Source organism: Pseudomonas asiatica (genome assembly GCF_009932335.1).
Taxonomy (GTDB): domain Bacteria; phylum Pseudomonadota; class Gammaproteobacteria; order Pseudomonadales; family Pseudomonadaceae; genus Aquipseudomonas; species Aquipseudomonas asiatica.
Genome location: NZ_BLJF01000003.1, coordinates 784,979 through 798,379 on the forward strand (window position 1 = coordinate 784,979; position 13,401 = coordinate 798,379).

Genomic DNA, 13,401 nt, shown 5'->3' on the forward strand with positions numbered 1-13,401 from the left:
AGAGGCCAGCCCGGTATCAGGCCCGGCGTTCGTGCATCCGCGCCAGCTGCCGCTCCAGCATCGACGGGTAGGGCTCCATCAGGCGCTCCACGCAGCAGGCGCCCTCGGGGCTGGCAATCGGGCGAATGCGGGCGCGCTGGCGAATCAGCGTGTCATCGCTGATCTGCCGTTCTACCAGCAACAAGTTGCGACTGTGCTGCGACAGTGCCAGAGCGTCCTGGGCCTTTTCGGCCATCAGCAGGTCTACCAGCTCCAGCCCTTGCAGGTCGTTACCCAGGGCAAGGCCCAGCTGCAGCTGCAGGGTAATGCCGCTGTCCGCTACCTCGATCTGCAGGGCATGGCCCAAGGCGCGCAACAGCTCGCCGCAGCAGATGGCGTTGGTGAGGTAGTCCTCGCCGCAGTCGCGGCTGTGGAACAGCACCAGGGTGCTGCCGTCGTTGAGCGTGTGAGTTTCACCGTCGTAGAGTGAGGCGGCATGCTCCAGGCAATCGCGGTAGCGCTCGGTCAGTTCGGTCAGGCGCGTGCGCGGCAGGCGACGCAGCTGCTCCTGCGAGCCCAGTTGCACGGCAAGCACGGCGCTGTACTGCGGCTCGTCGGATTCGACCACGGCGGCCTTGGGGGCGCTTTCGTCGTCCAGCAGGCCGGCGAAGGCTTCATCGTCATCCTCGTCCGCCTGGGCGGCAAGCTTGGCGCGCGGTGCGACCTTGGCTGCCGGGGCAGCATCGTGCAGGTCGTCGAACTGCTCGTCTTCTTCTTCGGGCTCCGGCTCAGGTGGCGGCGGCGGGGCCAGGCGCGCGTGCAGCTGGCGGGCGATGTCGCCGATCTCGTCCTGGCGGTCGGTGGCCGGGGTATAGGGTTGCGGGTCGCGCAGCCACACCCGCAGCTGCAGCAACGGCAGGGTGATGAAGCGGCCCTGGCGCAGGCTCAGGGTCAGCGCCAGCACCAGCAGGATGGCGGCAAGGATGCCCATGCTCTGCAGACTGATCAGCATCGGCTGCTGGAACTGGCTCATGTCCAGGCTGATGCGCAGTTGCCCGGCGGTCACGTCCTGGAAGGTGATCTTGGTCTGGTACAGGCCTTCGGCCTCGCCCAGCAGGCTGTTGCGCGGGCGCTGGCCGGCTTCCGCGAGGATGCGGTTGTCCACGCTGTAGATCGCCGCATGGGCCACCAGTGGGTTTTTCACCAGGTTGCCGAGCAGAACGTTGAGGCTGAGGATGTCGTTGGCCACTAGCAACTCGGTCGCCGAGGTGGCGGTCTGGGTGGTCAGGCTCTGGCCCAGGGCATCGGCCTGCTCGTGCATGGCCTGCTTGAACTGCAGGCCCATCACGCAGGCGTAGATCACCAACGCCAGCGCCACCAGGAAAATGTTGGTGCAGGCGATGCGTAGTGCCAGCGGCACGCGACGTTGACTCAGGGCGCGATAGATCATCAGGAAGAAGTTGTCTGCTTTGACGGGCGTGGGCCGGTTCACTGAGCTCGGCTCTTAATGGCATGAAAGTGTGGGGCAGTATAGCGAGCCGGGTTTTGTCGGCAAAGTATCGTTGGCGCCCGACGGTCACGGAAAATCGGTAGAATGCGCATTTTTCATCGAAGTCGGAGCCAGGTTGTGCGTGAAATCGTCCTGATCAACATCACCGGTGAGGACCGTCCCGGTCTCACTGCGGCTATCACCGGCGTCCTGCTGCAGGGCGGTGTGAGCATCCTCGACATTGGCCTGGCAGTCATGCACGGTACCTTGTCGTTCGGCATCCTGGTCGATATCCCGGACAACGAAGTGGCCACCTCCCTGCTGCAGAGCGTGCAGGCCAAGGCCCACGAACTGAACCTGCAGGCCCGCTACACGCCGATTTCCGAGGCGGACTACCAGCACTGGGCCGATGGCCAGGGCGAGGCGCGCCACATCGTCACCTTGCTCAGCCGCAAGATCACTCCAGAGCAACTGCAGCGGGTGAGTGCGGTGATCAGCCGGTACGGCCTGACCATCGAGCGCATCGAGCGCCTGTCGGCCCGTGTGGCGCTGGATGCGGAGACCGACAAGGGCAAGGCGGCCATCGAGATCTCTGTGCGCGGCGTGCCGAGCGATGCCGAGGCTCTGCGTGCCGACTTCTTCGCCCTGGCCGAAGAGCTGAGCATCGACATTGCCTTCCAGAAGGACGACCTGTTCCGCCGCAACCGTCGCCTGGCGGTCTTCGACATGGACTCGACGCTGATCGAAGCCGAGGTCATCGACGAACTGGCAAAGGCCGCTGGCGTGGGTGAGCAGGTTGCTGCCATCACCGAGCGCGCCATGCGCGGCGAGCTGGACTTCCGCGCCAGCTTCAAGGAGCGCATGGCGCTGCTCAAGGGCCTGGATGTGGGCGTGTTGGATGAGATCGGGGCGTCGCTGCGTCTGACTGAAGGTGCCGAGAACCTGTTTGCCGAGCTCAAGCGCCTGGGTTACAAGACCGCGATCCTGTCTGGCGGCTTTACCTACTTTGCCCGCCAGGTGCAGGCGCGCCTGGGTATCGACTATGTATTCGCCAACGAGCTGGAAGTGGTCGATGGCAAGGTGACCGGCGTGGCTGTGGAGCCGATCGTCGATGCCCAGCGCAAGGCCGAGCTGCTGCAGAAGCTGGCCAGCGAAGAAGGCTTGCAGCTGGAGCAGACCATTGCCGTGGGTGACGGTGCCAACGACCTGCCGATGCTGTCGCTGGCCGGCCTGGGTGTGGCGTTTCGTGCCAAGCCGCTGGTACGCCAGTCGGCCAAGCAGGCGATTTCTACCCTGGGATTGGATGGAGTGTTGTATCTGCTGGGCCTGCGCGACCGCGACGCGCGCGGCTGATTTGAGAATCCGGGGCTGCTTCGCAGCCCTTTCGCGACACAAGGCCGCTCCTACAGGGAATCGCTTATCTCCTGTAGGAGCGGCCTTGTGTCGCGAAAGGGCCGCAAAGCGGCCCCAGGTTCCATCAGGCAATCAAGCCTGCACAGGCGCCGCCAACTGCTGCCCCATGCGCACCGCTGAACCCGCACCCAGGTTCTCCGCCCACTTCACCTGCTCCGGCCCGAACAGCACGATAGCAGTCGACCCCAGCTTGAAGCGGCCCAGTTCGGCACCTTTCTCCAGGTGGATCGGCGCGCGGCTGGCTTCGTCGTAGCGGAAGGTCTTCAGTTCACGCTTGGGTGGCGTCACCAGCCCGGCCCACACGGTTTCGATCGAAGCGACGATCATCGCGCCCACCAGCACCACGGCCATCGGCCCGCGCTCGGTATCGAACAGGCAGACCACGCGCTCGTTGCGGGCGAACAGCTCGGGGACGTTCTCTGCGGTGGTCTGGTTGACCGAGAACAGGCGGCCCGGCACGTAGACCATTTCACGCAGGGTGCCGGCCAGCGGCATGTGCACGCGGTGGTAGTCCTTGGGCGACAGGTAGATGGTGGCGAACTCGCCGCCCATGAACGGCGCGGCCATGGCCGGGTCACCGCCAAGCAGCTCCTGCGCGCTGAAACCGTGGCCCTTGGCCTGGAAGATGCGGCCGTGCTCGATCGGGCCAAGCTGGCTGACGGCACCGTCGGCCGGGCAAAGGATGGCGCCCGGGGTCTCGTCCAGCGGGCGGGCACCCGGCTTAAGGGCGCGGGTGAAGAATGCATTGAAGTGCTCGTAGGCGCTCAGGTCCTCGACCAGCGCTTCGCTCATGTTGACCTGGTAACGCTTGGCGAACCAGGCGGTGAAGGCGTTCTTGAACCAGCGCACGCGGCACTCGGCTATGCAGCCGGCCAGCCGCGACAGCAAGTGGTGCGGCAGCAGGTACTGGCTGATGATGAACAAACGGGATTTCATGCAGGTTCCTTAGACTTCTACAGGCGTGTCCGGGTGGTTGCCCCATTCGCTCCACGAGCCGGCGTAGGCCTTGACGCGCGGGTAGCCAAGGGCCTTGGCCACCAGGTAGGTGAAACCGGAGCGGCGGTGGGTCTGGCAGTGGGTGATCACTTCCTTGTCGGGGGTGATGCCCAGGTTCTTCAGGACTTCGGCGATGTCCTGGCGAATGCGCAGGTGGTCGTTGAGGTCCATGCCGGCGGTCCACTCGAAGTTGATCGCGCCGGGGATGTGGCCGCCCTTGGCTGCCAGTACTTTCTCGCCGCTGAATTCCTGCGGGCCACGGGCGTCCCAGATGACCAGGTCGTCGGCGCCCAGGCGGCTTTGAAGGTACTCGCGGGTGGCGGTTGGCGAAGTGTCGATGCGCAGGTGCACCGGCGCATTGCCGCTGGCGGGCACTTCTGTGGAGAGCTTGTCGGCGGGCCAGGCCTGGATGCCGCCATTGAGATAGTGGTAACGCTTGTGGCCGATCACGTCGAGCAACCAGATGAAACGCCCGGCCCAGCCGCCGCCCTCATCGTCATACACCACATACACGGCATCGTCGCGGTGGCCGAGTTCGCTGAACAGTTTTTCCAGCTCGCCCAGGGCCGGCAGCAGGCCGGGCGCGGGGGGCTGGCCGAGCTGGGTACGCTTGCCTTCGACAAAGCGGGCGCCGGGGATATGCCCGCTGACATAGCGGTTGGCGCTGCTCAGGTCGATCAGGATCAGCTGTGGCGAATCTAGGCGCGGCAGCAGGTCCGCGGCTTCGATCACCAGGGGCAGGCCTGAAAAGTCAGTCATCCACGGTCTCCAGTGTGGAAAGAGGGGCGATTGTAGCGCAAGGCTCAGGCCTTGCGGTTGGCAAACACCGATAGCGCCCGTTCGGTGCACTGTGCGGTCTTGCCGAAGGCTTGCACGCTGATATCGGCCAGCGGCCGGCAGCCTTGGTCAGCCACCATCAGCATCAGCACCTGGTCCGCCACCGCCAGCGAGCGTAGCAGCACGTGCTCGCTGCGGAACAAGGCACGCAGCGGAGCCGGCAGCAGGGCCGAGAGCTGGCTGTGGTTTTCCGGGGTGATACGCAATTGCCCGGCCTTGGCCAGCAGCTTTTGCAGCAGTTTGTTCTGCGCCACCGGCAGTACCAGCGCCCCGGCTTCCTTTGGCAGGCCGGCCATCTGCTGCACGCGCAGCTGGTCGTTGGCCTTGTCCGGGCTCAGCAGCAGGATCCGCTGCATGCCAGAGGCCAGAAGGGCCTCGATAACCTGCGTGGCCAGGTGTACGTTGTTGGTGAACGGGCTGGGCTGGGCCAGAAGGTCCTGGCACAGCTTGCGCCAGCGCGTCAGTTCGTCGCTGGTGGGCGGTGGCGGAGCCAGCATGTCTGGGTGCGGACGGCGCTGGTGCCAGGGCCAGATCAGCGCTTCGGCCGGGTGGAACAAGGCATGCTGGGCATGGCGGCGGGCGCTGGCCGCAGCCTGCTGGTGCACCTGCTGCTGCACGTCGTCCAGCGAGGTCTGCAGGTACAGTGCGGTCAGCAGCTGCCAGCGCAACAGGTGCGGGTTGTCCCAGCCCACTTGTGCCGCCAGGGCCAGGTTGTTGGCCAGCAGCACGGTGTTGGCCGGCTGGTTGAACCAGCGGCGCAGGCCAGGCTCGGCGTCCAGGCGGTGTTGCTGGCTGAGCAGGTCCGGATCGCGGGCGATACTGAGCACCTGGGCCAGTTGTTCGCGCTCTTCCAGCAGCAGGCGGTAACCCTGGGTCACCCATTGTGGCAGTCGCCAGTACTCCGCCATGGTCTGGCACAGCTCCATGATGCGCACGCCAAAGAGTTCTTCCTCGACATGGGCGGCGTCTTCGCCCTTGTGGATAACCCGCAGCTCCCAGGTATCGAGCAGCTTGGGGTAGGCCAGCGCCAGCGGCCAGAGTGGCGACAGGAACAACAGGCTGCCCCAGTGGATTTCCTGCCACAGCCGTGCCAGGCGGCTTGCGAACAGGCCGCTGGCCTGCTGCGAGGCGTGCTGGCTGATCAGCTGGAACTGGCACAGTACCGGCGGGATCTCTTCGACGGGCACTGCTGGCAGGCGCTTGAGCAGCTGTTCGCTGCGCTCCAGGCCCAGGCGGTTGAGGGCGACTTCCAGGCTTTCGGCGGGCTCTGCCAGGCTGGCATTGGTGGGGTGATTGGCTTCGCGCATCACCGACAGCACCAGCGCCGGGCTATCCTGCATCAGTTCGGCGATATCGCGCAGTGAGCGGCGGCTATCGTGGATGGCGGCCATGACCCGGTCGTAGCTGTGCTTCGGCACGGGGATGCGAACACTCTCGAGCAGCTTTACCCAGGCCTCTAGCGTACGTGGAGCCTGAGCGGGCACCTTGGTTTCAATTGGCATTTTGACATCAGTCCGAACTGGCTTTTCGCATTGAGTGGCTATAGTCTGGCGCAGTTCTGCCGATAAGTAGAAGAAGAGTTTTAAAGCTCCCGTCTCTTCCCCTGACCACGACAGCAAGTGCTTTGAACCTATGGCTAAAATTATCGGCATCATCGTCGTATTCGCGAGCGTGCTCGGCGGATACGTGCTTTCCCACGGCAAGATCGCGGCACTGATCCAGCCGTTCGAAGTACTGATCATCGGCGGTGCGGCCTTTGGTGCATTCCTGCAGGCCAACCCTGGCCACATGACCATGCACGTCATCAAGAAGTCGATGAAGATGTTCGGCTCACGCTTCACTCATGCCTTCTACCTGGAAGTGCTGGGCCTGGTGTACGAGATTCTCAACAAGAGCCGGCGCGAAGGCATGATGGCCATCGAGGCCGATATCGAGGATGCCGCCGCCAGCCCGATCTTCGCCAAGTACCCGACGGTGCTGGCAGATGAACGCATGACCGCATTCGTCTGCGACTACCTGCGCATCATGTCCACCGGCAACATGGCCCCGCACGAACTCGAGGGCCTGTTCGACATGGAACTGCTGAGCATGAAGGAAGAACTGGAGCACCCGTCCCATGCGGTGACCGGCATCGCCGACGGCATGCCCGGCTTCGGTATCGTTGCGGCGGTACTGGGTATCGTGGTGACCATGGCCTCGCTCGGCGATGGTGATCAGGCCTCCATCGGCCTCCATGTGGGTGCGGCGCTGGTGGGTACCTTCTTCGGTATTCTGGCGGCCTACGGCTTCTTCGGCCCGTTGGCCAAGTGCCTGGAGCACGATGCCAAGGAAGAGCTGAACCTCTACGAATCGATCAAGGCCTCGCTGGTGGCCTCGGCCTCGGGCATGCCGCCTTCGCTGGCGGTCGAGTTCGGGCGCAAAGTGCTGTACCCCAAGCACCGCCCAAGCTTCGCCGAACTGGAACAAGCGGTTCGCGGTCGCTGAGTCATGGAGAACAATCAGCCCATCATCGTCAAGCGCGTCAAGCGCTTTGGCGGCGGCCACCACGGCGGCGCCTGGAAAATCGCCTTCGCCGACTTCGCCACGGCGATGATGGCGTTCTTCCTGGTGCTGTGGCTGTTGTCCACGGCCACCCCGGAACAGAAGATCGCCATTGCCGGCTACTTCAAGGACCCGATCGGCTTCTCGGAAAGCGGAACGCCCTACGTCATCGACCTGGGCGGCTCGCCTCAGCTGGCGCCGGAAAAGACCATCAACCCCGAAGCCAAGTCGGAGCCGACGCCTGATACCAGCATTCAGCTGGACAAGGACCAGGTGGAGACCATGGCCGAGCAGGTCGAGCGTGAGCGCCTGGAGTTGCTGCTGCAGGAACTGCAGAACAAGGTGGAAGAGAACCCGCAACTGCAGAAGTTCAAGGACCAGATCCTGTTCGAGATCACCCAGGACGGCCTGCGCATCCAGATCATGGACGCCGAGAACCGGCCAATGTTCGACATTGGCAGCGCGCGCCTGCAGCCGTACTTCGAGGACATCCTGCTGGCGATGGCCGACACCATCAAGGCGGTGCCGAACAAGATCAGCATCAGTGGCCACACCGACGCCAAGCCCTATGCCGGCAGTGGCGAGTTCGGCAACTGGGAATTGTCGGCCAACCGCGCCAACGCCGCGCGCCGTGCACTGGTGGCTGGCGGCTACCCGGATGGCCAGGTGGCGCGGGTGGTGGGTTATGCCTCGTCGTCGCTGTTCGACCGCAAGGACCCGTTCAACCCGGTCAACCGCCGCATCGACATCATCGTGCTGACCAAAAAAGCCCAGCGCAATATCGAAGGCGAGCAGGGCGCGCCGGAAGCACCGGCTGCCGAGCCCGCGCCGCCGGCCGCTGCGGCACCGGCGGTGCCAGGGGAGGCCGGGCAGGCCCCCATGCAGCCGCGTGAATTGCGCCAGAAGCTGAACATCTTCGAAGAGGGGACGCTGAAGATGGATGAGGCCAAGGACCAGTAGGTTCTTGGGGTGCCCTGCACGGTCCTTGTAGGAGCGGTCTTGCGTCGCGATCGGGCCGCAAGGCGGCCCCCGGACTTCTGCATTTTTGCAAAGATTGCTGGGGCCGCTCTGCGGCCCTATCGCGACACAAGGCCGCTCCTACAGGCGCGTGCTGCAGCTGAGCCTCGCGCCCACAGGGGGTCAGTAAGCGTCTTCCGGCAAACTGGCGATGATCGAGCGGTAGCTGTTCATCCGTTGCTGCTTGATACGCCCCTCGTCCAGCGCCTTGAGCAGCGCACAGCCCGGTTCGCGATCATGCTTGCAGTCGCGGAAGCGGCAGGTGCCGAACAGGTCGCGGAACTCGATGAAACCATCCTCCACATCACTGCGGCTGACGTGACCCAGGCCGAACTCGCGGATGCCCGGTGAGTCGATCAGGTCGCCACCATTGGGGAAGTGGTACAGCCGCGCGGTGGTGGTGGTGTGGGTACCCTGGCCAGACCATTCCGACAGGTCGCCGACACGGGTGCCGGCCTCCGGCAGCAGGCTGTTGACCAGCGACGACTTGCCCACCCCCGATTGGCCGACGAACACGCTGATGTGGCCGTCGAGCATCTGCTGCAGGCGTTGCATGCCGTCACCGTGATGTGCCGAGACCTCGAGCAGCGGGTAGCCGAGCTCGCGGTAAACCTCCAGCAGCGCATGCAGGCCCGGGCCGTTCTCTTCGTTGATCAGGTCGGCCTTGTTCAGCAGCAGCAGCGGACGAATGCCGGCGTGCTCCGCCGCCACCAGGTAACGGTCGATCAGGTTGGGGTGCGGTTCGGGCGCGGGGGCAAAGACGATCACGATCAGGTCGACGTTGGCCGCCACCGGCTTCAGCTGGCCGTGGTTGTTAGGCCGGCACAGCTCGGTGCTGCGCGGCATCTGCGCGACGATCACGCCAATGCCCTGGTTGCCCGCCCGCCATACCACGCGGTCGCCGGTAACCAGCGCCGGCAGGTTGGCGCGCAAGTGGCAACGGAACACCTGGCCCGCGGCTTCGCCGTCCTGGGCTTCCACTTCTACCTGCACACCGAAGTGCGCAATCACCAGGCCCAACTGCTCTGGCCCAAGGTCGCCACCCTCCAGTTCCTGCAGCACGTGCTGTTCGCGTTTGGCCGCACGCGCGGCGCGCTCGTTCTGGATTTTTTCGATGCGCCAGTTCTGGCGGCGATTGAGCTGGCGTTTGGCCATGAAGGTTCCGTGCGTGGGGGCAGGTTGAAAACGGCAGGCAGTTTAGCACGCCAGGCGCCGGACCATTTGGCTTACCTTCGCACCGTGAATGGGCGTGCCTTGGCCACTACGCTACTATGACGGCCTATACGAGGAGCCCCCGCATGCAAAACCCACAGAACCTGATCTGGATCGACCTGGAAATGACCGGCCTGGATCCGGACAGCGACGTCATCATCGAGATGGCCACCATTGTCACCGACAGCGAACTGAACACCCTGGCCGAAGGGCCGGTGATTGCCATCCACCACAATGACGAAGTGCTGGCGCGCATGGACGAGTGGAATACCCGCACCCATGGCGCTTCGGGCCTGACCCAGCGCGTTCGCGAGAGCAAGGTCGGCATGGCCGAAGCCGAGGCGCAGACCATTGCCTTCCTTGAGCAGTGGGTACCGAAAGGCAAGTCCCCGATCTGTGGCAACAGCATCTGCCAGGACCGCCGTTTCCTGTACCGACACATGCGCAACCTGGAAAACTACTTCCATTACCGCAATCTCGATGTTTCGACCCTGAAGGAACTGGCTGCACGCTGGGCACCTGATGTGCGCGACAGCTTCAAGAAGGGCAATACCCACCTGGCGCTGGACGACATCCGCGAATCGATCGCCGAACTGCGCCACTATCGCGAGCACTTCATCAAGGTATGAGCCGAAAAGGCGCAGATATTGTATCTGCGCCCTCTTTTGGTGCCATGGGCAACTGGTTAGACTGCGCGCCTTTCTCGCACGCCCGCACGGACCCCGCACCATGTTGTTGATGCTCTACCTAATCGCCATCACCGCCGAAGCCATGACCGGCGCGTTGTCTGCAGGCCGCCGCGGCATGGACTGGTTCGGCGTGGTGCTGATTGCCTGCGTTACCGCCCTGGGTGGCGGCTCGGTGCGTGACGTGCTTCTCGGGCATTACCCGCTGACCTGGGTGAAGCATCCTGAATACCTGGTGCTGACCAGCTGTGCGGCGCTGCTGACCATTTTCATCGCGCCGATGATGCGCCGCCTGCGCTCGCTGTTCCTGGTGCTCGACGCCCTGGGGCTGGTGGCTTTTACCTTGATTGGCTGCATGACTGCGCTGGAGATGGGGCAGGGCATGCTGGTGGCGTCGATCAGCGGGGTGATCACCGGGGTATTCGGCGGGATCCTGCGGGATATCTTCTGCAACGACATTCCCTTGGTGTTCCGCCGCGAGCTGTACGCCAGCGTGTCATTTGCCGCGGCGTGGTTCTACCTGGGGTGCGTGTATTTCAAGGTGCCGGCGGAGCAGGCGATGCTGCTGACCTTGTTTGGCGGGTTCCTGGTGCGGCTGCTGGCGATTCGGTTCCATTGGGAAATGCCCAAGTTCCACTACAACGACCAGCAGTGACCTTGACATGCGATCCCTGTGGGAGCGGGTTCACCCGCGAACACGGGCGCAGCCCGTGCCATCCACCGCGGTGGCTTCTTCGCGGGTAAACCCGCTCCCACAAGGTGTGTCTGGCTACGAAACGCCGTGCTGCGCCAGCGCCCACTCCACATGCTCCCTCACGAGCTCCGAGGCATCCTCGCGCCGCGCCTTCAGCGCTTCGATCACCGGGATTGTCGATGGCGCATTGCCAAGCCCCACCGCCAGGTTGCGCAACCAGCGCTCATACCCGGCCCGGCGCAATGGCCCGCCTTCGGTCTTGCGCAGGAAGGTCCTTTCATCCCACAGGAACATCTCCGCCAACTCGGCATTCTCCAGCCCGTGTCGTGGCTGGAAATCCTGCTCCTGGCTGTGCCTGGCAAAGCGGTTCCACGGGCAGACGATCTGGCAGTCATCGCAACCGAACACCCGGTTGCCCATCTTCGAACGTAACTCGACGGGGATCGGCCCCCGTAGTTCGATGGTCAGGTAGGAGATGCAGCGCCGAGCATCCAGCACATACGGCCCGACGAAGGCCTGGGTCGGGCAGATGTCCAGGCAGGCCTGGCAGCGCCCGCAATGTTCGCTGGTGGTGGCTTCGTCCACCGGCAGTGGCAGGTCGACGAACAGCTCGGCGAGGAAGAAATAACTGCCCGCCTTGCGGTTGAGCAGCAGGGTGTTCTTGCCGATCCAGCCCAGCCCGGCCTGCTCGGCCAGGGCCTTTTCCAGCACCGGAGCGCTGTCGACGAAGGCGCGGTAGCCGAACGGGCCGATGGCTTCCTGAATGCGATCGGCCAGGAACTGCACGCGCTTGCGCACCAGCTTGTGGTAATCCCGGCCCAGGGCGTAGCGCGATACGTAGGCTTTTTCGGGCTGTGCCAGGCGCTGCGCCATCTGTGTGTCGCCGGGCAGGTAGTCCATGCGCAGCGATACCACGCGTACCGTGCCAGGGATCAATTGCTCTGGGTGTGCACGCTTGCTGCCGTGGGCACCCAGGTAATCCATCTCGCCCTGGTAGCCGGCGTCGAGCCAGCGCTGCAGGTGGTGTTCGTGTTCGCCAAGGTCTACCCCGGCGATGCCAACATGGGCAAAACCGAGTTCTTGGCCCCAAATCTTGATCGATTGGGCCAGTTGGGCGAGGTCAGGCGTACAGACGGACATGGATGGGCAAGGCAATACGGGCTCAGGTGCGTATAATTCTGCCAGACATTGGAGCCTTTGACCCCATGCCGCAGACCAAACACCCCAGCCATACCCCTCAATTGCTCAGCAGCGTGACTGTCGCGCACCTGCCGGCACGTCATGCGCATGCCCACAAAGGCGACTTCGGCCATGTACTGGTGGTCGGTGGCGACCTTGGTACCGGAGGCGCTGTGCTGCTCAGTGCCGAAGCCGCCCTGCGCTGTGGCGCGGGGCTGGTCAGTGTGGCGACCCGGCCCGAACACGTGACTGCCAGCCTGGCGCGCCTGCCGGAGGTCATGTGCCTGGGCGCCAGTTCGGCCAACCAGCTGATGGGCGTGCTGGAGCGCGCTTCGGTGCTGGTGGTCGGCCCTGGTCTGGGCCAGGCAGCCTGGGGTCGCAGCCTGCTGTCGGCGGTGGCCAATGCCGAACGCCCGCAGGTGTGGGACGCCGATGCCCTGAACTTGCTGGCGCGCACCCCGCTGGCCCTGCCCAGTGGCAGCATCCTTACCCCGCACCCCGGGGAGGCGGCGCGGCTGCTGGGCATTTCCACCGAGGCTGTACAGGCGGATCGCCCGGGCGCTGCACGCAAGCTGGCGCGCCGTTACAACAGCGTCTGCGTGCTCAAGGGGGCCGGCACTCTGGTAGCCGACCCGGCCGGGCAACTGCTGTTGTGCGAACGTGGTCACCCGGCCATGGCCGGTGCCGGCCTTGGCGATGTGCTGACCGGCGTGCTGGCGGCGCTGTTGGCCCAAGGCCTGGATGCCTGGCACGCCGCGGGGCTGGGGGTATGGCTGCACGCCTGTGCCGGCGAGCGTCTGGGCGTAAAAGGTAGAGGCCTGGCTGCCAGCGATCTGGCGCCGGTCATTCGTGAGTTGTTGGAGGAGCATTCTGCGTGTCTGGCTTAAACCTGTTTCTGGCCGATGAAGCGGCCACGGTCAAATTTGGCGCACAACTGGCCGAGGTGACCGGCGGTCACGGCGTTATTTTTCTGGAAGGTGACCTGGGTGCGGGCAAAACCACCCTGTCGCGTGGTCTGATTCGTGGCCTGGGCCATACTGGTGCAGTGAAAAGCCCGACCTTCACTGTGGTCGAGCCATACGAAATTGGTGATGTGCGGGCGTTCCATTTCGACCTGTATCGCCTGGTCGATCCGGAAGAGCTGGAGTTCATGGGTATTCGTGACTATTTCGAGGGCGACCCGCTGTGCCTGTTCGAGTGGCCACAAAAGGGTGCGGGCGTTTTGCCAAAGCCCGACCTGACCATTACCATAAGCCCCCAAGCGGGCGGACGCTCGCTGAACCTTTCGCCGCAGGGGGCTCGCGGCGAGGCCTGGTGCGTGGCACTGGCCGAACACTATAAACAGTAAGTGGGGTAGG

13 protein-coding genes are annotated in these 13,401 nt (G+C 64.3%); 7 read left to right on the forward strand and 6 right to left on the reverse strand.

Annotated features, from left to right (window positions below):
- Positions 1 to 16 precede the first annotated feature (16 nt).
- Positions 17 to 1,471: an AhpA/YtjB family protein gene (locus tag GYA95_RS26080; RefSeq protein ID WP_015272017.1), complete on the reverse strand. Its 1,455-nt coding sequence runs from the start codon at positions 1,469 to 1,471 to the stop codon at positions 17 to 19.
- Positions 1,472 to 1,606: 135 nt separating this feature from the next.
- Here GYA95_RS26080 and serB point away from each other — a divergent pair, with 135 nt between their 5' ends.
- A complete protein-coding gene (serB, locus tag GYA95_RS26085; protein WP_015272016.1) occupies positions 1,607 to 2,821 on the forward strand; it encodes a phosphoserine phosphatase SerB in 1,215 nt (404 codons plus the stop codon).
- 132 nt (positions 2,822 to 2,953) lie between these two features.
- On the opposite strand, the gene asd is transcribed toward serB, so the two are convergent.
- The 3 genes from asd to GYA95_RS26100 are packed head-to-tail and all read right to left on the reverse strand — an operon-like array spanning position 2,954 to position 6,216.
- Complete coding sequence (gene asd, locus GYA95_RS28085; protein WP_013974449.1) at positions 2,954 to 3,817, reverse strand: archaetidylserine decarboxylase; 864 nt, start codon at positions 3,815 to 3,817, stop codon at positions 2,954 to 2,956.
- Between the two features lie 9 nt (positions 3,818 to 3,826).
- Positions 3,827 to 4,636 carry a rhodanese-like domain-containing protein gene (locus tag GYA95_RS28090; protein ID WP_013974448.1) on the reverse strand — a complete coding sequence of 270 codons (810 nt, stop codon included), beginning with the start codon at positions 4,634 to 4,636 and terminating at the stop codon, positions 3,827 to 3,829.
- A 44-nt stretch (positions 4,637 to 4,680) separates the two neighbouring features.
- Complete coding sequence (locus GYA95_RS26100; protein WP_015272015.1) at positions 4,681 to 6,216, reverse strand: HDOD domain-containing protein; 1,536 nt, start codon at positions 6,214 to 6,216, stop codon at positions 4,681 to 4,683.
- A gap of 130 nt (positions 6,217 to 6,346) precedes the next feature.
- On the opposite strand from GYA95_RS26100, the gene motA reads away from it, so the two are divergent.
- Together motA and motB are read left to right on the forward strand one after the other, a co-directional pair.
- Positions 6,347 to 7,198, forward strand: coding sequence for a flagellar motor stator protein MotA (motA, locus tag GYA95_RS26105; protein WP_015272014.1), 852 nt, complete (start codon positions 6,347 to 6,349; stop codon positions 7,196 to 7,198).
- A 3-nt stretch (positions 7,199 to 7,201) separates the two neighbouring features.
- A complete protein-coding gene (motB, locus tag GYA95_RS26110) occupies positions 7,202 to 8,215 on the forward strand; it encodes a flagellar motor protein MotB (protein WP_015272013.1) in 1,014 nt (337 codons plus the stop codon).
- Between the two features lie 180 nt (positions 8,216 to 8,395).
- On the opposite strand, the gene rsgA is transcribed toward motB, so the two are convergent.
- Positions 8,396 to 9,427 (reverse strand): small ribosomal subunit biogenesis GTPase RsgA, encoded by a 1,032-nt coding sequence (rsgA, locus tag GYA95_RS26115; RefSeq protein ID WP_013974444.1) that lies wholly within the window; start codon positions 9,425 to 9,427, stop codon positions 8,396 to 8,398.
- 143 nt (positions 9,428 to 9,570) lie between these two features.
- Here rsgA and orn point away from each other — a divergent pair, with 143 nt between their 5' ends.
- Entirely contained in the window at positions 9,571 to 10,113 is a 543-nt protein-coding gene (gene orn / locus GYA95_RS26120) for an oligoribonuclease (protein ID WP_015272012.1), read from the forward strand.
- A gap of 100 nt (positions 10,114 to 10,213) precedes the next feature.
- Positions 10,214 to 10,825, forward strand: a complete 612-nt coding sequence (locus tag GYA95_RS26125; RefSeq protein ID WP_013974442.1) for a trimeric intracellular cation channel family protein — start codon at positions 10,214 to 10,216, stop codon at positions 10,823 to 10,825.
- A 114-nt stretch (positions 10,826 to 10,939) separates the two neighbouring features.
- Here GYA95_RS26125 and queG read toward each other — a convergent pair whose 3' ends face one another.
- Complete coding sequence (queG, locus tag GYA95_RS26130; RefSeq protein ID WP_015272011.1) at positions 10,940 to 12,004, reverse strand: tRNA epoxyqueuosine(34) reductase QueG; 1,065 nt, start codon at positions 12,002 to 12,004, stop codon at positions 10,940 to 10,942.
- A gap of 65 nt (positions 12,005 to 12,069) precedes the next feature.
- Between queG and GYA95_RS26135 the strand changes: the two genes are divergently transcribed.
- Positions 12,070 to 12,930 (forward strand): NAD(P)H-hydrate dehydratase, encoded by an 861-nt coding sequence (locus tag GYA95_RS26135; RefSeq protein WP_015272010.1) that lies wholly within the window; start codon positions 12,070 to 12,072, stop codon positions 12,928 to 12,930.
- Positions 12,918 to 13,391: a tRNA (adenosine(37)-N6)-threonylcarbamoyltransferase complex ATPase subunit type 1 TsaE gene (gene tsaE, locus GYA95_RS26140; RefSeq protein WP_015272009.1), complete on the forward strand. Its 474-nt coding sequence runs from the start codon at positions 12,918 to 12,920 to the stop codon at positions 13,389 to 13,391. Before GYA95_RS26135 ends, tsaE begins: the two co-directional genes overlap by 13 nt.
- The last annotated feature ends 10 nt before the right edge of the window (positions 13,392 to 13,401 follow it).